Here is a 20,645-nt window from a genome sequence, read left to right on the forward strand (position 1 = left end):
CCGCGGGGCCAACTCAGGAGATTCCGGTACGGGCGGTGAGCAACCTGCGGAGCAGTACGGGAAGGTGCCGGCCGATGGAGATATCTCCTGAGTTACCAACAGTGCGGCTGCAATTCACGTTGTCCACAGATGTGCGCTGTTCGCTGAATTCACTGGTTTCTTTTCGGCAGGCTATCGGCCATGAGTTGGAACAGCTTCTTTAACGAGAACAACTTTCGAATCGCTGAGACTGAGAGGCTGATCGCGTACGGCGCGACCTGGCGGTCGATGAAGGCGGCGGTGGAACTCGGGCAACTGGTGCGTGCGCGCCGAGGTCACTACGCACTGCCAGGCACGGACCCGCACACACTCGAGGCTGTGAGGCTGGGCGGGAGGCTTGGCTGTATTTCGGCCGCAGCAGACTATGGCGTATTTGCGCTGGACAACACCTTCGTCCACATTCAGGTGCAGCCGACAGCATCCCGACTGCGGGCGCCGCACGATCGTTTTCAACGCCTGACTGACCACAATAGGCACGGTGCTGAGCTGCATTGGGATGAGCTGCTTCACCCGGAAGACGGCAACGAGTATCGCGTCGGACTCACGGATGCGCTCGTCCAGACCTTCCGGTGCCAGCAGCCTCGATTTGCACTTGCTTCCTTGGACAATGCTATGCATCAGAACTTGATTCGCCCTGACGAAGTGAACGAGATATTTGCAGCGTTGCCCCGCGAACTGCAATATCTGCGGGCGCGGGTCGATGCCAGGAGTGATTCAGGGCAAGAAACAGTGCTCAGTTTCATCGTTCACGAGGCTGGATACAAGTTCGAGATTCAAGTGAGGATCGATGGCGTTGGCCGTGTCGATATGGTCATCGAAGGCTGCCTGGTCGTGGAGGCCGACAGCCGCGAGTTTCACCAAGATTGGGCCGCGCAGAAGCGAGACAGAACCCGTGACCGCGACTTGGCAAGGGCCCAATATGTGAGCTATCGGGCCATCCATGAGGACATCCTTTACCACCCCGAAATCGTGCTTGAAGCCATCGCTGGTCTCCTCGCCGTCAACCGAAACTACAATCCGGCCAACAAATGAGGTCGCCGACCGGAGGGAGGGAGGGAGGGAGGGAGGGAGGGAGGGAGACAGGTCCGGAGATGTCGTTGAGTATGCCTCGGCCGAGAACAGGCGTGGCGTATTCAGGAGATCACGTGAACAAGTACGCGGCCACCGCACTGGTATGCGGGTTAATTCGGTCGATTCGCGGAATCTCCTGAGTTAGCCACGACGGTTCAACAAGGGACTCATAGGGCAGTCGGTGACGGGGCGAGAGCGGCAGGCAGCTCGGCCAGACCGGTGATGCGGATGACGCCCAGGCGATCGGCCTCGGCCGCGTCTGCCCCGGCGACGGATGCCGCGCGCCGATCAATCCAGACGCCGGTCAGTCCTGCTGCCGCAGCCCCGATCGCGTCGGTGCTCAACCGGTCGCCGACGTAGACGGCGGCTGACGGTGCCGCGCCAAACAGCTCGCAGGCGTGCTCGAAGATCCGTGGGTCGGGCTTGGTGATCCCTAGCTCGCCGGATGCGACGACGTGCTCCACCCGCTCGGTCAGCCCGGTGAACCGCAGCTTTCGCAACTGGTAGGCGAGCGCCGCATTGGTGATCAGGCCGATCCGCACGCCGGGGAAGGTGCGCGCGAGCGCATCGAGGCATGGCAGCGCATCGTCGTGCAGCTTCCAACTGCTCTCATAATGAATGAAGTACGCATCGAACCAGGCACCCGCCTCGGCGTCAGCCAGCTCGAGACCGTGCGCAGCAGCGAAATCCCGAGCCCGCGCACGGCGCTGGCCCTGAAAGTCCAGCGTGCCGGCGAGGTAGGAATGATAGTGCTGTTCCTCGAGCGAATGCCAGAGGGCGATCACCTCGGCCGGATCGGCACCGGTGAACGGCCCGCCGACAGCACCGAGATGTCGCAGGATGCCGTCGTCGACGGCATCGCGGTGCGCAAACAGGGTGTCATCGAGGTCGAACAGCACCACGGCAGGCGCAGCCGAGTGGGTCACGGTGCAACGACCTCATCGGGCCAGTCGTCTTTCGGGCTGCGGTCGTCGACCGTGCGCAGGCGGCCCTGCCACGAAATCGGGTGCGAGCCGTCGCGGTAGGGAGACATCGACGGGGCCTGGCCCTGGAATATGAAACCGGCCTTCCTGGCCACCCGCGCCGACGCGATATTCCCAACCAGGCATTCCCAGTGGATCGCGTCGACCACATCCGTGGAGAATGCCCAATCGGCGACCAGGCGCAGCGCCTCAGGCACATAGCCATTTCCGCGGTGCGGCGCACCGAGCCAGAAACCGATCGATCCGCTCCCGGGCTGGAGACTGATGATTCCCAGCAGATCCGGCTTGTCGACTGCCCGGAGCGCCCAGGTGTATTCGTCTTTCGACTTCCAGGCGCTCGGTATATACCGCGAAATGAATGTCTCTGCGTCTGTGGCGTTGTACGGCCACGGCACGGTGAGAAAGCGTTCGAACAGCGGGTCTTGGCAGTACTCGAACATCAGCTTGGAATCGGCCGCAACCGGCTGGTCAAGCCGAAGCAGGGGAGAGGACAGTTCGACGGGCTTCATGGCCAGCGCCCGGCTCACTGTGAGGTCCGGGGAAGTAAGCCGACACCGGCGTAGGCGCGCGCCAGCGTCACATCGGCAACGGATGCCGCGCGCTCGGCATTGTGCGCGAGCAACCGCTCGAGTTCGGCAGGATCGCCCAGCAATTCCTGCACCCGCTCGCGAATCGGCCCGAACGTTCCGGCGACCACCTCGACGAGACCCTTCTTCAGGTCACCGTATCCGCGTCCGGCATATTCGTCTTCCAGCGACTGCACGGACCGCTCCGCCATCACCGAATAAATGGTGAGGAGGTTGGAGACACCCGGCTTGTTCTCGCGGTCGAAGACCACGCCGCCATCGGCATCCGTCACCGCCCGCATGATCTTCTTGGCCGTCACAGACGGTTCGTCGAGCACCCAGATCACCCCGGCGTGCGATTCGGCCGATTTCGACATCTTCGCGGCCGGGTTCTGCAGGTCGTAGATCTTCGCGGTGTCGCGCACGATCGACACCTCTGGCACCGTGAACGTCGGCCCGAAGCGCGAGTTGAACCGCTCGGCGAGGTCGCGCGTGAGTTCGACGTGCTGGCGCTGGTCTTCCCCGACCGGCACGATCTGCGTGTCATAGAGCAGGATGTCAGCCGCCATCAACGTGGGGTACGCGAACAGGCCGACCGTGGTCGCATCCGTTCCCTGGCGTGCTGATTTGTCTTTGAATTGGGTCATCCGGCTGGCCTCGCCGAAACCGGTGATGGTGTTCAGCACCCAGGCGAGCTGGGCGTGCGCGGGCACGTGCGACTGCACGTAGAGCGTTGAGGCAGACGGGTCGATGCCGGCGGCGATGTACTGCGCTGCCGTGCGGCGGGTGTTCTCGCGCAGCAGCGCCGGGTCTTGCGCGACGGTGATCGCGTGGAGGTCGACGATGGAGAAGTAGGCGTCGTGCGTCTGCTGGAGTGCCTTCCAGTTCAGCAGTGCTCCGATGTAGTTGCCGATCTGCAGCGATTCGGCGGACGGTTGCATGCCTGAGTAGAGGCGAGGTTTCGAGCTCATGGTGAAAGTCTTTCGAGAAGAAGTTAACGAGTAGTGGGAGTTAGATGGCGTAGTCGACGACAACGGGCGTGTGGTCAGACCAGCGTTGGTCGTAAGCCGCTGCACGGTCGACGGCGTAGTTTGTGACGGATGCCGCCAGTGCGGGACTCGCGAGCTGGTAGTCGATTCGCCAGCCGGTGTCGTTGTCGAATGCCTGGCCTCGCCACGACCACCAGGTGTATGGGCCGTCGACCTCGCCTGCCCACTTGCGGCCGACGTCGACCCAGCCGAGGCCGGCACCGGCGTTGTACGCCTCGTCGTCTTCGGCGCCGAGGATGCGGTCGAAGTACGCACGCTCCTCCGGCAGGAACCCGGCGCGTTTCACGTTGCCGCGCCAGTTCTTGATGTCGAACTTTCGGTGGCCGACGTTGAGGTCGCCGAGCACGACTGCCAGTTCGCTGTGCTCGACGAGCTGCGGGAGCCGCTCCATCATGGCGTCGAGGAATTTGTACTTCTCGACCTGCTTGGGGGAGTCGGCCTCGCCGGAGTGCACGTAGGTGCTCACGACAGAGACGATCTTGCCGTCGACCTCGAAGTCGGCCTCGAGCCAACGGCCCGCGCTGTCGAATTCTTCTGCACCGAATTCCACCCGGTGGATGGACGCCTTGGCACGGCTCGCGATGGCCACACCGGCGCGGCCCTTTGCCGAAGCCGGGTCGTGCACGATGTCCCATTCAGCGCCGAGCAGACCCTCGAGGTCTTCGATCGACGCCCGCACCTCCTGAATGGCGAGGATGTCGACGTCGCGTGTCGCCAGCCAGTCGCCCATCCCCTTGCGGAACGCTGCGCGTACCCCGTTGGTGTTGATGGTGGCAATACGAAGCGGCTTGGACGAAGTCGAGGGCATACTCCAATTCTAGGTCGGGCCTCAGACACCCGCCCGCGTGCCGGCACGTCCGGCATCCGTCGCCCCGTCGCCATTGCCAGGCAGGGCGGCCGGAACATCGCTCTGATCTGCGAGGGAATCACGTCGGCCGAGCTCGTCGAGGCGATGCTTCGCGGCACGCACCCGGCGGCCGGCTGCGAGTCGGCCATACCAGGGCGCATCCGTTCTCGCCGCTTCGGCATCTCTCAACTCGACCTCGGCAGCCAGGCGAACGGCCGCGGCCTCGCGTGCCTCCTGCTCGGCTTCGACTTGTTCGGTGCTCAGCGAGCGGGGCGAGATGCCCGCGTCGTTCATGCCGACGGCGATCCAGGATGCCGCGAGCAGGGTGACCGTGCTCATCAGGTTGAACCAGATGAGCAGGCCGATGATCACGGCGAAGGTGGCGAGCAGCGGATTGTTGCCCGCGCCGCCGAGCAGCAGGGAGCCCAGTATTTTCAGTATCCCGAGTGCCACAGCGCCGAGCAGGGCGCCGACGATGAGTCTGCGACGGGGGATGCGCACCCGGGAGAGCACCCGGAACAGGGTGGCGAGTGTGACGGTATCGATTAGGAGCACGATGAGGAGGCCGACGATCCTGGCCGTGATGGTGAACCCGACGGATTCGTCGTCTTGCCCGAACAGGTTGAAGAGGGCGCCGAGCGCCTCGGTGCTGGCGAGTGAGACGAGGGCTGAAACCACGAGCGCCAGGCCGAACAGCACGCCGAGGCCGAGTTCGCGCAGTTTCGCCAGCACGAAGAAGGTCGAATCCTGCGGCATTCGAAAGATGGTGCGTACGGCCTGTGCGGTCGTTGACAGCCAGCCGAGGGCGGTGGCGAGCAGTCCGATGAGGGCGATCGCACCGGTCCAGCCGAAGACGCCGGCGCTCAGGAGGTCGTCCGGGTCGATCACGCCTTCGTCTCCGATCAGACCGGGAATTGATTGATTGAGGATGTCGAACAGCGACGCGGTCAACGCGGGGTTCGAGGTGAGCCACAGGCCGGCGATCGAGAAGCCGACCCAGATGGCGGCGAAGACCGCGAAGATCGCCTGGTATGACATGCCGCCGGCCAGGATCGCGCCATTGCTGACGCCGAAATGCTGGAAGACACGCACCGGTCGAAGACCCATCACCCAGGCGATGGCGCGTTTCGCAAAGCCGATCGGCCCGTCGGTCTGGTTGTCTTTCGGCTTTCTTTCGTCAACGGATGCCACGGGGCCAGCCTATGCGCGTTGGGCAAACTATCGCAGGTGCGCCGGCGAATCAGCGGGCTGCGCGATCATATGCCCCAAAGGGAATGTTCACGAACGGCTGGGAATCCGACTACTTCCCGACTGGACTAGTGCCCCCGAAACGCAGACACGCAGTTGGCGAATGACGAAGCGATTGCCGCTGCTGGTGACGAGGCGACCGTGCACACGTACACGATCGCGGTTGTGGCCAACGTCGACAACGTGACGAAGACGGATGTCATCGCCTGCGAGTCCACGACATCGGGTCATGGCTTCTTCAACGGAGCGCTGCTCGAGAACGGAACCGTCGAGACACCGGCCTCCGCTTGTGAAGACATCCCGGTGAAGGTGCAGGTCGACAAGGTCTGGATCGTCAACGGTGTTGAATTCGACGAGGGTGACCAGCCGGACCCGCTGACCGCAGACCTGACTCTGGACCCGGTTCCCGACGGAACTATGCCGGCCTGGGGTGAGATCGAAGATGGCTACGAGCTCGGCAGTTCGGTGAACATCGACGAGAACTATGCGGCCCCTGACGCCTGCACGGTGACCAACGAGGGAACCGGCGACTTCGAGCTGGACAAGGCGCTGAACCACTTCACGGTGACCAACATCGTCGAGTGTGAAGCTGATCCGACCATCGACAAGACGCTCACGTCGAACGTGCAGAATGCCGACGGCACCTGGACGCTGGAGTACGACGTGACGGTGACCAACCCGAGCAACGTGGTTCCGATCGAGTACGACCTCGAAGACGAGCTGCAGTTCGGCGACGGCATCCAGGTCAACTCGGCCGATGCGACCGGTCCGAGCGACCAGGCAGCTGAGTGGAACGGAGACTCGAACACGGTTCTGGCCACCGACCAGTCCGTTGACTACGACGACTCAGACGTCTACACCGTGACGGTGAACGCGACGGTCACCGCGCAGGCCTGGACGGATGACACCGTGGAGTGCCTGCCAGATGAGACGCCGGGCGGATTCCGCAACACGGCCACGGTGCGCACCGGCGGGGTGGAAGCACCGACCGCGGCGCGCTCGACGCCTGACTCGTCCGACACGACCGCATTCGAGGCCTCGGCCACGGCCTGTGGCGAGCCGGGACACGCGACGGTCGCCAAGACCAGTCTCGGCGCCCCGAACAAGAACGCCGACGGCACGTGGAAGGTGCGGTACGCGATCACGGTGACCAACGGATCGGAGCACGCCCTGTACTACGACCTGGTCGACGCCCCGCACTTCGCGGCCGGAACCAGCATCGTCGGTGCATCGGCGAAGGTGAACGGCACGACGATCTCCGGCTGGAACGCGAGCAAGCCGCTCGCCGACGACCGGGTGATCGGCGCGGCCGACGGTGAGGTAGCGACGCAAGACGTCTACACGGTCGAGTTCACGGTGAACATCTCCGGAGTCGCCACGGCGGCCAACGCGAAGTGTGATGGGTCTGGCACCGGCTTCTTCAACACCGCTGAGATGACCAACGGCACGCTGAGCTACACCTCAAGCGCCTGCGAGCCGTTCACGATTCCCGCCAAGCCCGCGAAAATCGCGAGCACCGGATTTGACGGAGGATGGCTCCTCCCGATCGGTGGCGGGGCAATCCTCCTCGGAACTGTCGGGCTCTATCTGCTCCGTCGTCGTCGCCCCCTCGCCGACGACCAGCAGATGTAGTACCGACTCCGCCGTTGAGGACGACGGATGCCCCGGGTACCCGACCCGGGGCATCCGTCGGTTAATCTGGCCGAGATCACCAAAAAGCACCTTCGTTGTGGCAACGAAGGTGCTTTTTAGACAATTCAACGGGCAGTGAGGGTCAACGGGCGGTTACGGCTTTCCGCGCATGATCGCCTGCTTGACCTCGGCGATCGCCTGCGTCACCTGGATGCCGCGCGGGCACGCCTCGGTGCAGTTGAAGGTCGTGCGGCAGCGCCACACGCCTTCCTTGTCGTTCAGGATGTCGAGGCGCACGGCGGCGTTCTCGTCGCGGGAGTCGAAGATGAAGCGGTGCGCGTTCACGATCGCAGCCGGGCCGAAATACTGCCCGTCTGTCCAGAACACCGGGCAGCTCGACGTGCACGCCGCGCAGAGGATGCACTTCGTGGTGTCGTCGAACCGCGCGCGCTGCGCGACCGTCTGGATGCGCTCCTTACCGTCCGCAGGCTTCGAACTAGCCATCAGGAAGGGCTGCACCTCCTTGAACGACTCGAAGAACGGCTCCATGTCGACGATGAGGTCCTTCTCCAGCGGAAGGCCCTTGATGGCCTCCACATAGACGGGCTTTGTGACGTCGAGGTCCTTGATCAGCGTCTTGCACGCGAGCCGGTTGCGCCCGTTGATGCGCATGGCGTCAGAGCCGCACACCCCGTGCGCACACGAGCGACGGAAACTGAGCGAGCCGTCCTGCTCCCACTTGATCTTGTGCAGGGCGTCGAGGATGCGATCGGTCGGGAACATCTCGACGTCGAAATCCTGCCAGCGCGGCTCGTCGTCGACCTCCGGGTCGAAGCGACGGATGATGAGGGTCACCGTGAAGGACTCGATTGCCTCCGGTGCGGCCGGCTGGTCGATCGTTGCGGTTGACACGTCAGTACTTCCTCTCCATCGGCTGGTAACGGGTAATCGTCACCGGTTTCCAGTCGAGATCGATGTGATCGCCCGCTTCCGCCGAGTGCGGATCTCCGGTCAGGTAGGCCATCGTGTGCTTCATGTAGTTCTCGTCATCGCGCTTCGGGTAATCGTCGCGCTGGTGTCCGCCTCTGCTCTCCTTGCGGTTGCGCGCGGAGAAGACGACGACCTCGGCCAGGTCGAGCAGGAAGCCGAGTTCGATCGCCTCGAGCAGGTCGGTGTTGAACCGACGGCCCTTGTCTTGCACGGCGATGTTCATATACCGCTCACGCAGCTGGTGGATGATGTGGGTGACCTCGGCCAGCGACTCGTCAGTGCGGAACACCTGCGCCTTGGCGTCCATGGTGTCTTGCAGTTCTTTGCGGATGGCGGCGATGCGCTCGGTTCCGGTCGAATCGCGAAGCCTGGCGACCAGTTCCCTGACCTCTTTCGCCGGGTCATCCGGCAGCGGGATGAACTCAGCGGTCTTGGCGTACTCGACGGCGTTGTTGCCTGCGCGCTTGCCGAACACGTTGATGTCGAGCAGGGAGTTCGTGCCGAGACGGTTGGAGCCGTGCACGGAGACGCAGGCGCACTCGCCGGCGGCGTAGAGACCAGGCACGACTGTGGTGTTGTCGCGCAGCACTTCGGCGTTCACGTTGGTGGGGATGCCGCCCATCGCGTAGTGCGCCGTCGGCATCACCGGAACCGGCTCGGTGACCGGGTCCACCCCGAGGTAGGTGCGGGCGAACTCGGTGATGTCGGGGAGCTTGGTCTCGAGAACCTCAGCGCCCAGGTGCGTGCAGTCGAGGTACACATAGTCCTTGTTCGGGCCGGCGCCGCGGCCCTCTGCGACCTCTTGCACCATGCTCCTGGCGACGATGTCGCGGGGGGCCAGGTCTTTGATGGTGGGCGCGTACTTCTCCATGAACCGCTCGCCGCTGGCGTTGCGGAGGATTGCTCCCTCACCGCGAGCACCTTCGGTGAGCAGGATGCCGAGGCCGGCCAGGCCGGTCGGGTGGAACTGGAAGAACTCCATGTCTTCGAGCGGCAGACCCTTGCGCCAGATGATTCCGACGCCGTCACCGGTGAGGGTGTGCGCGTTGGACGTGGTCTTGTAGATCTTGCCGAACCCGCCGGTGGCGAAGATGATGGCCTTGGCCTGGAAGACGTGCAGCTCGCCGCTGGCGAGGTCGTAGGCGACGACGCCCGACGGCTGCTTGATCTTTTTGCCGTCTGGGCCATCCACCTCGGTCATCACCAGGTCGAGCACGTAGTACTCGTTGAAGAAGTTGATGCCGCGCTTGACGCAGTTCTGGTACAGCGTCTGCAGGATCATGTGGCCGGTGCGGTCCGCCGCGTAGCACGCACGGCGCACGGCGCTCTTGCCGTGGTCGCGGGTGTGCCCGCCGAATCGGCGCTGATCGATCTTGCCCTCGGGCGTGCGGTTGAACGGCAGGCCCATGTTCTCGAGGTCGATGACCGCGTCGATGGCCTCCTTGGCGAGGATCTCCGCGGCATCCTGGTCGACCAGGTAGTCGCCGCCTTTGACCGTGTCGAAGGTGTGCCACTCCCAGTTGTCTTCCTCGACGTTGGCGAGGGCAGCAGCCATCCCGCCCTGCGCCGCACCGGTGTGCGACCGCGTCGGGTAGAGCTTGGAGATCACGGCGGTCGAGGCCTGCGGGCCGGCTTCGATGGCGGCACGCATGCCGGCACCACCGGCTCCAACGATCACGACGTCGTACTGGTGGTAGTGCACGCCGTCCACCACAGTGGACGTGGGGGCGGGCGCGGGCGTGTTCACAGGGGCATCCGTAGTCATGGAAGTGTTGCAGCTCCTAGCTGGCCTGGCAGAACAGTGGCAGAAGGTCGGTGGGCGCACCGGCCGGGCAGGGGTCGAAGGTGAAGACCACCAGGGTGCCGAGAACGATCAGCACGACGACGGCGCCGAGGATGGCGAGCTTCAGGATGCCGCGGGTCAGCCGCGCGGTCGCATAGTCGTTGACGAGGGTGCGCATTCCGTTGCCGCCGTGGATCAGCGCGAGCCAGAGCATCACGATGTCCCAGACACGCCAGAACGGGTCGGCAAGCTTGCCGGCGACGAAGCCGAAGTTCAGGGCGCTGACGCCCTCGCCGACCATGAGGTTCACGAACAGGTGTCCGAAGATGAGCACGATCAGCACGACGCCGGAGACGCGCATATAGATCCAGCCCCACTTCTCCCAGTTCACACCGCGCCCCCGGGGCGCGCGGGAGTACGGGCTGCGGGGAGCTTCGATGGTTGTTGTCATGTCTGTTCCCCTTTCCTAGTGGCTGAAGACGTTGATCAGGTGGCGGGGAACGAAGGCCAGCATGGTGAGCACCCAGAGTCCGACTACGACGTAGAACATGATCTTCGAGTACTTGGCGTTCCAGAAGTCGATCAGGATGATGCGGATGCCGTTGAACGCGTGGAACACGATCGCGCCCACCAGGGCGACCTCACCGAGTCCCATGATGGGCGTCTGGTACGTGCCGATCACCGTGTTGTACGCTTCCGGACTCACCCGCACCAGGGCGGTGTCGAGAATGTGGACCAGCAGGAAGAAGAAGATCGCGACACCGGTGATGCGGTGCAGGACCCACGACCACATGCCCTCGCGGCCCCGATAAAGGGTGCCTGCCGGGCGACGTGAGGTCGTCTTCTGCTGCTGAGATGTAACTGTTCCTGCCGCTGGCATGAACAACCCTCCCTGGCTGAGTGGTGGGCCCGACGGGTGATGGGGGGCCGTTCGGCGCTCGAAGGTCGCCGTCCTCCATTCTATGCGTCGCCCAGATTCTTTTTCCGGTTAGGCATGCCTAACCGCACGTTGTCGTTCAGCGGCGTCAGAGCTGCGTTGGTCAGCGCTGCATCGTGAGGGGAACGGATGACGCTGCCAGAATCGCCGCGCGTGCGTCGACGACCTGCTCGTAATACTCGAGAAGTGTGGCGCACACCCGTGGCCAGGATCGGCCGAGAACCGCGCGGCGGCCCGCCTCGCCGAAACGGCGCCGGAGCGCTCCGTCTTCGATGAGAACGGATGCCCACTGCCGCAGATCCCGGTCGTCGTCAGGCGTGAAGAGAAAGCCGTTGGTGCCGTGGTCGACGAGGTCGATCGGCCCGCCTGCCCGTGGTGCGACCACGGGAACGCCCGCGGCGTGGGCCTCCTGGATGGTCTGGCCGAACGTCTCCTCCGTGCCCGCGTGCAGGAAGAGGTCGAAGCTCGCGTATGCCGCAGAGAGCTCATCGCCGCTCAGCCGACCGAGCCAGCTCACCGGCATCCCCTCGAGTTCCCTCTTGACGAGCGGAACCGACGGGCCGTCGCCGACCAGCGCGAGACGGATGCCAGGGATGCCACGGAGCGCGCGGAAGCGTTCGACCTGCTTCTCCGGGGCGATGCGGCCGACGTAGCCGACCACGATCTCGCCGTCGGGGGAGAGTCGCTCGCGGAGGGCCGCCACGGCAGGGTCGCTCTTGCGGTTCGGGTGGTACCCGTCGAGGTCGACGCCGCGACCCCAGTGCGCCAGTCGCCTCATGCCCGCGCGGGTTACGTCCGCCATTGAGGCGGCGGAGGGAACCAGGGTGAGGTCTGCGCCGTCGTGCACCCACTTGACGTAACGCCAGGCCAGTTTCGTCGCGGGGCCGAGGCGATTGCGCCTGGCGTACCCTGCGACATCCGTTTGGAAGATTGCGACGGAAGGGACGCCGAGCCGATTCGCGGCGGCGATGCCCTGGGCACCGAGCAGGAAGGGGGATGCGGCGTGCAGCACGTCCGGGTTGAAGTCGGCGAGCAGACGCTGAACGTGCGGGCTCGGCATCCCGACCGGAAACTGACGGTAGGCGACGGCGGGAACGGTATGCACGGGAAAGCCAGCGTATTCAGACGGGGCGCCGGCCGGTGCGATGACCATCGCGTCGTGTCCGGTGTCCCGCAGGTGGTCGAGCACCTTGCAGACGCTTGTTGTGACTCCGCTGACGGTAGGAAGGAAACTTTCACTGACGATCGCGACCCTCATAGCCAGAGGCTAGAGGGCCGGGATGTCTGCCGGATTAACCACCGGTGAACGTTCTGCCCCTCCGGTGGTCGAGCTGCACTCTCCGGTGCTCGAGCTTGTCGAGACCCGTGGTTTCGGCAGGCGCAATCAGCGGAGGCGCAGGGGCCCCAAGGTAGTCTGACCAGATGCCTACTTCGAACGCCCTCGACCGCTTTTACAGCGTGATTCCGGCCGGCGGGATCGGATCCCGGTTGTGGCCGCTCTCGCGCGCGGACGCCCCGAAATTCCTGCACGATTTGACCGGCTCGGGCCAGACGCTGCTGCGCGACACCTGGGACCGCCTCTCACCCATCTCGGGAGACCAGCGGATCATGGTGGTCACCGGGCGGGCGCACCGGGCCGCCGTCGAAGCTCAGATCCCAGAACTCGCAGACCCCAACGTCGTGCTCGAAAGCGAGCCGCGCGACTCCACCGCGGCCATCGGCCTTGCCGCCGCGATCCTCGAGAAGCGGGAGCCCGGCGTCATCATCGGGTCATTCGCCGCCGACCACGTCATCAAGGGCCCGACGCTGTTCCGCGCCGTCGTGCGTGAGGCCATCGCCGCAGCGGATGCCGGCTACATCGCCACCATTGGCATCCAGCCCACAGAGCCTGCGATCGGCTTCGGGTATATCAAGGGCGCGGCGGCGCTTGACATCCCCGGCGCCCCGAGCGCCCTGACCGTTGACTCGTTCGTCGAGAAACCGAACCTGCAGACGGCAAAGCGCTACCTCGCGCAAGGTCGCTACCTCTGGAACGCGGGCATGTTCATCTCCCGCGCGGACATCCTGCTCGAGGAGATCGGAAAGAACGAGCCTGAGCTGCTCGCCGGCCTGCTCGAACTCGCCGAAGCCTGGGACACTCCGGCGCGCGGAGCCGTGGTTGACAGGGTCTGGCCGACGCTGAAGAAGATCGCCATCGACTATGCCGTCGCAGAGCCGGCCGCCGCGGCCGGCCGGCTCGCCGTGATTCCCGGCCCGTTCGATTGGGACGACGTTGGCGACTTCGCCTCGATCGCCAAGCTGCACTCCGGCGGGCGCAAGCGCGACCTCGCAATCCTCGGTGAGGGTGCGCGCGTTCTGGCCGATTCATCCAGCGGCATCGTGGTCAGCCACACCGGGCGCATGATTGCCCTTGTCGGCGTTGACGACATCATCGTGGTCGACACTCCGGATGCGCTCCTGGTGACCACCAGTGCCAACGCCCAGAAGGTGAAGTCCGTGGTCGACGCACTGAAGTTGTCCGGCTCCAGCGACGTGCTCTGACCGAACTGCTCCCCGCTCCCTCATCCTGCTCCCCGCTCCCTCATCCTGAACCCCGCTCCCGAACCATTCGACGGAGATTGTGACGTTTTTGCTCGTCACCGGGCCGAAACAGGCCCATTCGGCGAGAATCTCCGTCGAATGGTCAGGGGGTTCGGCGAACTCTCCGGGGTCGCCCTCTGGCGAATCTCCTAGACTCGAGCTACACAGCACCGCAGCCGAGGAGTCGCCATGTCACGCCGCCGTTTTGTCTTTCTGATCGCCCTGGTGGGGGCATCCGTTGCCCTGCTGGCAGCCTGCGCCCCTGCACCCACAGACGAAGGTGCCGGCACCGGAGCCGACAACGACTACTGCGCCCGCATGGTCACGAACTCCGGCGGCCTCGAAGACCGCTCGTTCAACCAGTCGAGCTGGGAAGGGCTGCAGCTGGCTGAATCCGAGTTCGACATCAATGTCGACGCCATCGTCTCCACGACAGAATCCGACCTGGAACCCAATGTGACGAGCGCCGTCGGCACCGGCTGCAAGTTCATCCTCACCGTCGGTTACGAGCTGGCTGACGCCACGATCGCCGAGGCGAAGGCGAACCCAGACATCCACTTCTCCATCGTCGACGAACAGGTCGACGGCGAGAACATCAAGCCCATCGTCTTCGACACCGCGCAGGCCTCGTATCTCGCCGGCTATCTCGCCGCCGGGGTCAGCCAGACCGGCAAGGTAGCGACATTCGGCGGCGGAAACCAGCCGCCGGTCACCCTCTTCATGGACGGCTTCGCCGACGGCGTCGCCAAGTACAACGAGGCGCACGGCGCAGCGGTGCAGGTGCTCGGCTGGGACAAGGCCGCCCAGGACGGCACGTTCACCGGCGACTTCGAAGACATCAACAAGGGCAAGGCATACACGCAGGCGTTCATCGACCAGGGCGCAGACGTCATCCTCCCGGTCGCCGGCCAGGTCGGAGAAGGCGCGGCGGCTGCGGCCGTCGAAGCCGGCGCCGTCTCAGTGATCTGGGTCGACAACGACGGCTACGACACCCTGCCGGCTGAATTCAAGCCGGTACTGCTGACAAGCGTGCTGAAGAACACGCAGGATGCCGTGGTGCAGATCGTCGGCGACGACATGAATGGTGAGTTCAGCAACGACCCGTTCATCGGCACGCTGGAGAACGGGGGAGTCGACATCGCCCCGTATCACGACCTCGCGAGCCGGGTGTCTGCCGAACTGGCCGCCGAGATCGACCAGTTGCGAGCGGACATCATCGCCGGCACCATCACCGTCGATTCGCCGTCGAAGCCGGAGTAGTCACGGCCCAGCGGCACAGCCCAGCGGCACAGCCCAGTACACAGCCCAGCGACACAGTGCCTCTGTAGCGCTTTCGGGGCGCGTGAGCACCCTCAATGGTCGCGGAATCATAACCATTCGGCGTCAGTGTCATTTTGCTCATCTGAGCAGGGAAACTTTGGGTAACGTGTAGTCACATCGCCGCGCAACTGCGCGCCGGCTGCTCTTCCTTGGAGGTCACCTTGACTATCTCGATCCGTAAGACCGCCCTCGGCGGTTTTGCCACTCTGGGCGTTCTGGCGCTCCTCGCCGGCTGTGCACAGGCCCCGACCGCAGACGACACGACCGGCGGCGGCGATGCGGCAGCAGACTTCCTGCCCTGCATCGTCTCCGACTTCGGCGGATTCGACGACAAGTCGTTCAACCAATCCAGCTTCGAAGGCATCACCCAGGCTGCAGACGAACTCGGCGTTGAGTTCAAGCAGGCAGAGTCGAAGTCAGAAGACCAGTACGCCAGCAACGTGAGCAGCATGGTCGACCAGGGCTGCAACTTCATCCTCACCGTCGGATTCGCGCTGGCCAACGCCACCCGCGACGCCGCACAGGATTCCACGGACGTCCAGTTCGCACTCATCGACTCCGCGCTCTCGAACGACGACTTCAGCCCGCTGGAGCTCGACAACGTCAAGCCGGTCCTCTACGACACCGCACAGGCGGCGTTCCTCGCCGGCTACCTTGCGGCAGGCACGTCGAAGTCCGGAATCGTCGCCACCTACGGTGGGCAGCAGTTCCCCTCCGTCACCATCTTCATGGACGGCTTCGTCGACGGTGTTGCCCACTACAACGAGACCAAGGGCACTGCGGTGCAGGTTCTCGGGTGGAACAAGGACACCCAGGAAGGCACGATGGCGGGCAGCTTCGACGACATCAACCAGGGTAAGACGCTGACCCAGGGCTTCATCGACCAGGGCGCAGACATCATCCTGCCGGTCGCTGGTCCGCTGTTCCAGGGCACGGCGCAGGCCATCCAGGACTCCGGCAAGGACGTCGCCATCATCGGTGTAGACAGCGACCTGTTCGAGACGGCTCCCGATTTCGGTGCGATGTACCTCACTTCGGTCATGAAGCAGATGACGGATGCCACGGACCAGATCATCGTCGACGCCGCCAACGGCGACTTCTCGGCTGACCCGTACATCGGCACCCTCGAGAACGAGGGCGTTGGCCTGGCACCGCTGCACGACTGGGAGTCCAAGGTCGACCCGGCACTGGTGAAGGAAGTCGATGCGCTGAAGGCCGACATCATCAGCGGTGCAATCACCGTCGAGTCGCCTTCGACCCCGAAGTAATACCGCACCTCTGAACAGTAGGGGAGGTCAGCGAACGCTGGCCTCCCCTCATCCGTTAACTGCCGGTATCACTCTCACCGGCTGCGGAGCAGGTGAACGGATGCTGCGCAGGTGAGCGGTGGCCGGCAACATATGAGCAGGTCCGTCGTGGCGCTCTCCACATTCGCGCGCAGCCGCGCACATCTGCTCGTGCATCAATAGAATCGAGAACTATGAAGCTCGAACTCCGTGGCATCACGAAGCGATTCGGTACCCTGGTCGCCAACGACCACATCAACCTCATCGTCGAGGCTGGCGAAATCCATGCGCTGCTTGGCGAGAACGGCGCAGGCAAGTCCACCCTGATGAACGTGCTCTACGGCCTGTACCAGGCCGACGAGGGCGAGATCCTGCTCGACGACGCCGTTCAACACTTCTCCGGTCCCGGTGATGCGATGGCCGCCGGCATCGGCATGGTTCACCAGCACTTCATGCTGATCCCGGTCTTCACCGTGGCAGAGAACGTGATGCTCGGCCACGAGGAGACCACGTTCGGCGGTCGCCTCGACCTCGCCGCGGCGCGGGACAGGGTTCGCGAGATCTCCGACCGGTTCGGGTTCGACGTCGACCCCGACGCCCTTGTCGAAGACCTCCCCGTCGGCGTGCAGCAGCGGGTCGAGATCATCAAGGCGCTCTCCCGTGACGCGAAGGTGCTCGTCTTCGACGAGCCCACAGCCGTGCTCACCCCGCAGGAAACCGATGAGCTGATGGCGATCATGCGCCAACTCAAGGATTCCGGAACCTCGATCGTGTTCATCACGCACAAATTGCGGGAAGTTCGCGAAGTCGCGGACCGCATCACCGTCATCCGTCTCGGCAAGGTCGTCGGTGAAGCGTCGCCGACCGCCAGCAACGAAGAACTCGCGTCGCTCATGGTCGGCCGTGCCGTCGACCTCACCGTCGACAAGACGCCGGCGACACCGGGGGAGCCTGCGCTCATCGTGACCGGGCTCACCGTGCTCAACGCCCGCGGCCAGATCGTCGTCGTCGACGTCAGCTTCGAGGTCGCAACCGGTGAGATCCTCGCCATCGCGGGTGTGCAGGGTAACGGGCAGACTGAGCTCACCGAGGCACTTATGGGCCTGCAGCCCCGCGTGGTGGGCCAGATCGCTCTCTACGGCAAGTCGCTGCGCGGCCATTCAGTGCGCAAGGTGCTCGACGCCGGCGTCGGTTTTGTGCCGGAAGACCGCACAGAAGACGGCCTCATCGGCGAGTTCACCATCGCCGAGAACCTCATGCTCGATCGTTCCAACAGAGAACCGTTCGTCAAGCACTGGAACCTGCAGCTGGCCTATCTCGACGAGTTCGCCGAAGAGAAGGTCAAAGAATTCGACGTGCGCTCGCAGGGCATCGGCACGAAGGTCGGCCGGCTCTCCGGCGGCAACCAGCAGAAGGTCGTGCTCGCCCGCGAGCTCAGCCGCGACCTGCGCCTCTTCGTCGCTGCCCAGCCCACCCGCGGCCTCGACGTCGGCTCGATCGAGTTCGTGCACGAGCGCATTGTGGCGACACGGGATGCCGGTACGCCGGTCATCGTCATCTCCACCGAGCTCGACGAGGTCGCCGCCCTGGCCGACCGAATCATGGTCATGTACCGCGGCCGCATCGTCGGCATCGTTCCCGGCGACACCCCTCGCTCCGTTCTCGGCCTCATGATGGCCGGCGAAGTACCCGAACAAGGAGGAGCCGCCGCATGAGCGACCCCCAGGTGCCCGAAACCCAGGCCGCCGCACCGTCCAACGCCGCGCCACCCACCCAGACCACACCGCAGCAGGCAGAACCGCCGAGCCGGTGGCACTCGATGTTCCGCGAGATCACGACCGGGAGCGCGATCATCTCGGTGCTTGCCGTGGTGCTCGCACTCATCGCCGGTGCGATCCTGATCGCCTTCACGAACGAAGACGTGCAGAAGGCATCCGGATACTTTTTCTCCCGCCCGGGCGACACCATCGCCGCCATCTGGGACGCGGTGTCCGGCGCCTACGTCGCGCTGTTCCAGGGCTCCGTCTATAACTTCCGCCGGCCGAGTTTCGGCGACGGCATCAAGCCGCTCACCGAGACGCTCACCTTTGCCACGCCGCTCATCGCGGCCGGGCTCGGAGTGGCCCTCGGCTTCCGGGTCGGCCTGTTCAACATCGGTGGTCGCGGCCAGATGCTCATCGCCGCCACGCTTGGCGGCTGGGTCGCCTTCGCCGTCGACCTGCCGTATGGCATCCACATGGTCGCGGCACTCATCGCCGGCATCCTCGGAGGCGCGATCTGGGGCGGTATCGTCGGCCTGCTGAAGGCCCGCACCGGTGCCCACGAGGTGATCACGACCATCATGCTCAACTACGTGGCCGGCTACCTCGTCATGTACCTGTTGCGTGACGGGTTCCTGAAGGCACCCGGGTCGAACAACCCGAAGAGCCCGGCGAGCAAAGACACCGCCATCTTCTTCGACCTGCTCGGACCCGAATACAACCTGCACTTCGGCTTTGTGCTCGTCATCGCAGCCACCGTCTTCACCTGGTGGCTGCTGAACCGGTCGAACCTCGGATTCCAGTTCCGCGCCGTCGGCGAGAACCCGAACGCGGCCAGGGTCGCCGGCATCAGTGTGAAGAAGATGTACGTGTACGCCATGCTCTTCTCGGGCGGGTTGGTCGGCCTGGCCGGCATCAACCAGGTGCTGGGCACGACCACAAGCGGATTCGGCGCGGGGCTCGACTCCGGCATCGGATTCGACGCGATCACCGTCGCGCTGCTCGGGCGCTCGAAACCGTGGGGGGTCTTCGCCGCAGGCATCCTGTTCGGCGCGTTCAAGGCCGGCGGATTCTCGATGCAGGCGGCCGAAGGTGTGCCGGTTGACATCGTGCTCGTCGTGCAGTCGCTGATCGTGCTCTTCATCGCCGCGCCTCCGCTGGTGCGCACCATCTTCCGTCTGCCGGCTCCCGGCTCCAAATCGCGTCGACAACTTCCGAACGTCACGCAGGAGGTGGCAGCGAAATGAGCACCGTCGCCCCCATCATCCAGCCCACCCAGCCGACTGAACCGAAGAACGGTCCAGCCGTCGCCATGATCCGCAGTTGGAAGTCACCGATTGCGCTCGGTGTCTTCGCTGTGCTCTCGTTCCTTCTCCTTGTGGTCTTCGGCCGCGACGGAACGAGCACCATGCGCCTGTCGACGTCGACCGACCTCGTGCAGCTGCCCGATGTCGAACTGCCCACGCGTGCCACGGGCATCGTCGTCACGATCCTGCTCGTCATCCTCGCGGCACTGAGCACCTGGCTGGTTTCCCGCCACCGCAAGGTCTCGCTCTGGCTGATCAGCGGTTTTGCCGTGCTGGTGCTGATCGGGTTCCTCGCCTGGGCGGCGGCCGGCCACACCATCCCGGTTCCCGGGCTCCTCTTCGGCTCGCTGAGTCTGGCCGTTCCCTTGATCTTCGGTGCCCTGGGCGGCGTTATCTCCGAGCGTGTCGGCGTGGTCAACATCGCCATCGAGGGCCAGCTGCTGGCCGGTGCATTCACGTCGGCGCTGGTCGCCTCGCTGACCGGGATGCCGCTGCTCGGCCTGGTTGCCGCCATGGTCGCCGGCGTGCTGGTGTCGTTTGTGCTTGCCGCGTTCTCCATCAAGTACTTCGTCGACCAGGTCATCGTCGGTGTGGTGCTGAACGTGCTGGTCACCGGACTCACCGGCTTCCTGTTCTCTCAGCTGCTCGCCCCGAACGCGGCCACCCTGAACCAGCCGCCGCGGTTCGAGCGCATCAACATCCCGCTCCTGAGCGAGATCCCGATCATCGGACCGGTGCTGTTCCGGCAGACGCTCATCGTCTACCTGATGTACATCGCGGTGATCGCTGTCTACATCGGCATCTTCCACACCAAGTGGGGCCTCCGGCTACGGGCGGTCGGCGAGCATCCGCAGGCTGCTGACACTGTCGGCATCAATGTGACAGGCACCCGGTTCTGGAACGTGTCGCTGGCCGGCGCGATCGCCGGACTCGGCGGTGCGTACTTCACCCTCGGTTCCGTCGGCGCCTTCGGCAAGGAAATGACGGCCGGCGCCGGATTCATCGCCCTGGCCGCGGTCATCTTCGGCCGCTGGGATCCGATCCGCGCCACCCTGGCCGCGCTGCTCTTCGGCTTCGCAAGCAACCTGCAGAACGTGCTCAGCATCATCGGTTCGCCGGTACCGAGCGAGTTCATGCTGATGCTGCCGTACGTGGTCACGATCTTCGCCGTCGCCGGCCTGGTCGGCGTCTCGAGGCCGCCGGCGGCATCCGGCAAACCGTATATCAAGTCGTAACCGGAGGTTCTG

General features: G+C 64.6%; 18 protein-coding genes. 8 read left to right on the top strand and 10 right to left on the bottom strand.

The annotated features are described in order from the left end of the window. Window positions 1–180 precede the first annotated feature (180 nt). Entirely contained in the window at window positions 181–1,071 is an 891-nt protein-coding gene (locus tag K323_RS0108580; RefSeq protein WP_022884872.1) for a PDDEXK family nuclease, read from the top strand. Window positions 1,072–1,277: 206 nt separating this feature from the next. Here K323_RS0108580 and K323_RS0108585 read toward each other — a convergent pair whose 3' ends face one another. From K323_RS0108585 to K323_RS25105, 5 genes are read right to left on the bottom strand one after another with little or no spacing between them, the layout of a single operon-like run. Beyond that, window positions 1,278–2,036: an HAD family hydrolase gene (locus K323_RS0108585; RefSeq protein ID WP_022884873.1), complete on the bottom strand. Its 759-nt coding sequence runs from the start codon at window positions 2,034–2,036 to the stop codon at window positions 1,278–1,280. After that, a complete protein-coding gene (locus K323_RS25100) occupies window positions 2,033–2,602 on the bottom strand; it encodes a GNAT family N-acetyltransferase (protein WP_157509390.1) in 570 nt (189 codons plus the stop codon). The genes K323_RS0108585 and K323_RS25100 overlap by 4 nt, the downstream gene beginning before the upstream one ends. 14 nt (window positions 2,603–2,616) lie before the next feature. Then, window positions 2,617–3,630 carry a tryptophan--tRNA ligase gene (gene trpS, locus K323_RS0108595; protein WP_022884875.1) on the bottom strand — a complete coding sequence of 338 codons (1,014 nt, stop codon included), beginning with the start codon at window positions 3,628–3,630 and terminating at the stop codon, window positions 2,617–2,619. Between the two features lie 40 nt (window positions 3,631–3,670). Beyond that, window positions 3,671–4,516, bottom strand: a complete 846-nt coding sequence (locus K323_RS0108600; protein ID WP_022884876.1) for an exodeoxyribonuclease III — start codon at window positions 4,514–4,516, stop codon at window positions 3,671–3,673. Window positions 4,517–4,537: 21 nt separating this feature from the next. After that, entirely contained in the window at window positions 4,538–5,746 is a 1,209-nt protein-coding gene (locus K323_RS25105) for a YihY/virulence factor BrkB family protein (RefSeq protein ID WP_022884877.1), read from the bottom strand. A gap of 153 nt (window positions 5,747–5,899) precedes the next feature. Between K323_RS25105 and K323_RS0108610 the strand changes: the two genes are divergently transcribed. Beyond that, window positions 5,900–7,435: a hypothetical protein gene (locus K323_RS0108610; protein WP_022884878.1), complete on the top strand. Its 1,536-nt coding sequence runs from the start codon at window positions 5,900–5,902 to the stop codon at window positions 7,433–7,435. A 153-nt stretch (window positions 7,436–7,588) separates the two neighbouring features. Here the strand turns inward: K323_RS0108610 and K323_RS0108615 are convergent, their stop codons facing one another. The 5 genes from K323_RS0108615 to K323_RS0108635 form a co-directional block, all read right to left on the bottom strand. Then, window positions 7,589–8,347 carry a succinate dehydrogenase iron-sulfur subunit gene (locus tag K323_RS0108615; protein ID WP_022884879.1) on the bottom strand — a complete coding sequence of 253 codons (759 nt, stop codon included), beginning with the start codon at window positions 8,345–8,347 and terminating at the stop codon, window positions 7,589–7,591. A 1-nt stretch (window position 8,348) separates the two neighbouring features. Continuing rightward, the gene (sdhA, locus tag K323_RS0108620) at window positions 8,349–10,190 is read right to left on the bottom strand and encodes a succinate dehydrogenase flavoprotein subunit (protein WP_051147285.1); all 1,842 of its coding nucleotides are present in this window, start codon (window positions 10,188–10,190) and stop codon (window positions 8,349–8,351) included. 16 nt (window positions 10,191–10,206) lie between these two features. Beyond that, the gene (locus K323_RS0108625; RefSeq protein WP_022884881.1) at window positions 10,207–10,659 is read right to left on the bottom strand and encodes a succinate dehydrogenase hydrophobic membrane anchor subunit; all 453 of its coding nucleotides are present in this window, start codon (window positions 10,657–10,659) and stop codon (window positions 10,207–10,209) included. A gap of 15 nt (window positions 10,660–10,674) precedes the next feature. Beyond that, entirely contained in the window at window positions 10,675–11,088 is a 414-nt protein-coding gene (gene sdhC, locus K323_RS0108630; RefSeq protein ID WP_084697114.1) for a succinate dehydrogenase, cytochrome b556 subunit, read from the bottom strand. Between the two features lie 160 nt (window positions 11,089–11,248). Next, on the bottom strand, window positions 11,249–12,403 hold the full coding sequence (locus K323_RS0108635; protein ID WP_022884883.1) for a glycosyltransferase family 4 protein: 1,155 nt from the start codon (window positions 12,401–12,403) through the stop codon (window positions 11,249–11,251). 164 nt (window positions 12,404–12,567) lie between these two features. On the opposite strand from K323_RS0108635, the gene K323_RS0108640 reads away from it, so the two are divergent. The 6 genes from K323_RS0108640 to K323_RS0108665 all read left to right on the top strand — a co-directional run bounded on the left by K323_RS0108640 (window position 12,568) and on the right by K323_RS0108665 (window position 20,633). Further along, on the top strand, window positions 12,568–13,686 hold the full coding sequence (locus K323_RS0108640) for a mannose-1-phosphate guanylyltransferase (protein ID WP_022884884.1): 1,119 nt from the start codon (window positions 12,568–12,570) through the stop codon (window positions 13,684–13,686). Between the two features lie 228 nt (window positions 13,687–13,914). Further along, window positions 13,915–14,985 (top strand): BMP family lipoprotein, encoded by a 1,071-nt coding sequence (locus tag K323_RS0108645; protein ID WP_022884885.1) that lies wholly within the window; start codon window positions 13,915–13,917, stop codon window positions 14,983–14,985. A gap of 221 nt (window positions 14,986–15,206) precedes the next feature. Continuing rightward, window positions 15,207–16,313 (top strand): BMP family lipoprotein, encoded by a 1,107-nt coding sequence (locus K323_RS0108650; RefSeq protein WP_026851430.1) that lies wholly within the window; start codon window positions 15,207–15,209, stop codon window positions 16,311–16,313. 212 nt (window positions 16,314–16,525) lie between these two features. Further along, window positions 16,526–18,046, top strand: coding sequence for an ABC transporter ATP-binding protein (locus K323_RS0108655; RefSeq protein ID WP_022884887.1), 1,521 nt, complete (start codon window positions 16,526–16,528; stop codon window positions 18,044–18,046). Next, window positions 18,043–19,338: an ABC transporter permease gene (locus K323_RS0108660; protein ID WP_022884888.1), complete on the top strand. Its 1,296-nt coding sequence runs from the start codon at window positions 18,043–18,045 to the stop codon at window positions 19,336–19,338. The genes K323_RS0108655 and K323_RS0108660 overlap by 4 nt, the downstream gene beginning before the upstream one ends. Next, window positions 19,335–20,633, top strand: coding sequence for an ABC transporter permease (locus K323_RS0108665; protein ID WP_022884889.1), 1,299 nt, complete (start codon window positions 19,335–19,337; stop codon window positions 20,631–20,633). The genes K323_RS0108660 and K323_RS0108665 overlap by 4 nt, the downstream gene beginning before the upstream one ends. The last annotated feature ends 12 nt before the right edge of the window (window positions 20,634–20,645 follow it).

This window comes from Glaciibacter superstes DSM 21135 (assembly GCF_000421145.1).
GTDB lineage: Bacteria > Actinomycetota > Actinomycetes > Actinomycetales > Microbacteriaceae > Cryobacterium > Cryobacterium superstes.

Coding starts and splice junctions, on each gene's coding strand:
- K323_RS0108665 (WP_022884889.1), top strand. CDS start 19,335: ATGAGCACCGTCGCCCCCATCATCCAGCCCACCCAGCCGACTGAACCG.
- K323_RS0108635 (WP_022884883.1), bottom strand. CDS start 12,403: ATGAGGGTCGCGATCGTCAGTGAAAGTTTCCTTCCTACCGTCAGCGGA.
- K323_RS0108625 (WP_022884881.1), bottom strand. CDS start 10,659: ATGACAACAACCATCGAAGCTCCCCGCAGCCCGTACTCCCGCGCGCCC.
- K323_RS0108600 (WP_022884876.1), bottom strand. CDS start 4,516: ATGCCCTCGACTTCGTCCAAGCCGCTTCGTATTGCCACCATCAACACC.
- K323_RS0108655 (WP_022884887.1), top strand. CDS start 16,526: ATGAAGCTCGAACTCCGTGGCATCACGAAGCGATTCGGTACCCTGGTC.
- K323_RS0108640 (WP_022884884.1), top strand. CDS start 12,568: ATGCCTACTTCGAACGCCCTCGACCGCTTTTACAGCGTGATTCCGGCC.
- sdhA (WP_051147285.1), bottom strand. CDS start 10,190: ATGACTACGGATGCCCCTGTGAACACGCCCGCGCCCGCCCCCACGTCC.
- K323_RS0108645 (WP_022884885.1), top strand. CDS start 13,915: ATGTCACGCCGCCGTTTTGTCTTTCTGATCGCCCTGGTGGGGGCATCC.
- K323_RS0108660 (WP_022884888.1), top strand. CDS start 18,043: ATGAGCGACCCCCAGGTGCCCGAAACCCAGGCCGCCGCACCGTCCAAC.
- K323_RS0108580 (WP_022884872.1), top strand. CDS start 181: ATGAGTTGGAACAGCTTCTTTAACGAGAACAACTTTCGAATCGCTGAG.
- trpS (WP_022884875.1), bottom strand. CDS start 3,630: ATGAGCTCGAAACCTCGCCTCTACTCAGGCATGCAACCGTCCGCCGAA.
- K323_RS25100 (WP_157509390.1), bottom strand. CDS start 2,602: ATGAAGCCCGTCGAACTGTCCTCTCCCCTGCTTCGGCTTGACCAGCCG.
- sdhC (WP_084697114.1), bottom strand. CDS start 11,088: ATGCCAGCGGCAGGAACAGTTACATCTCAGCAGCAGAAGACGACCTCA.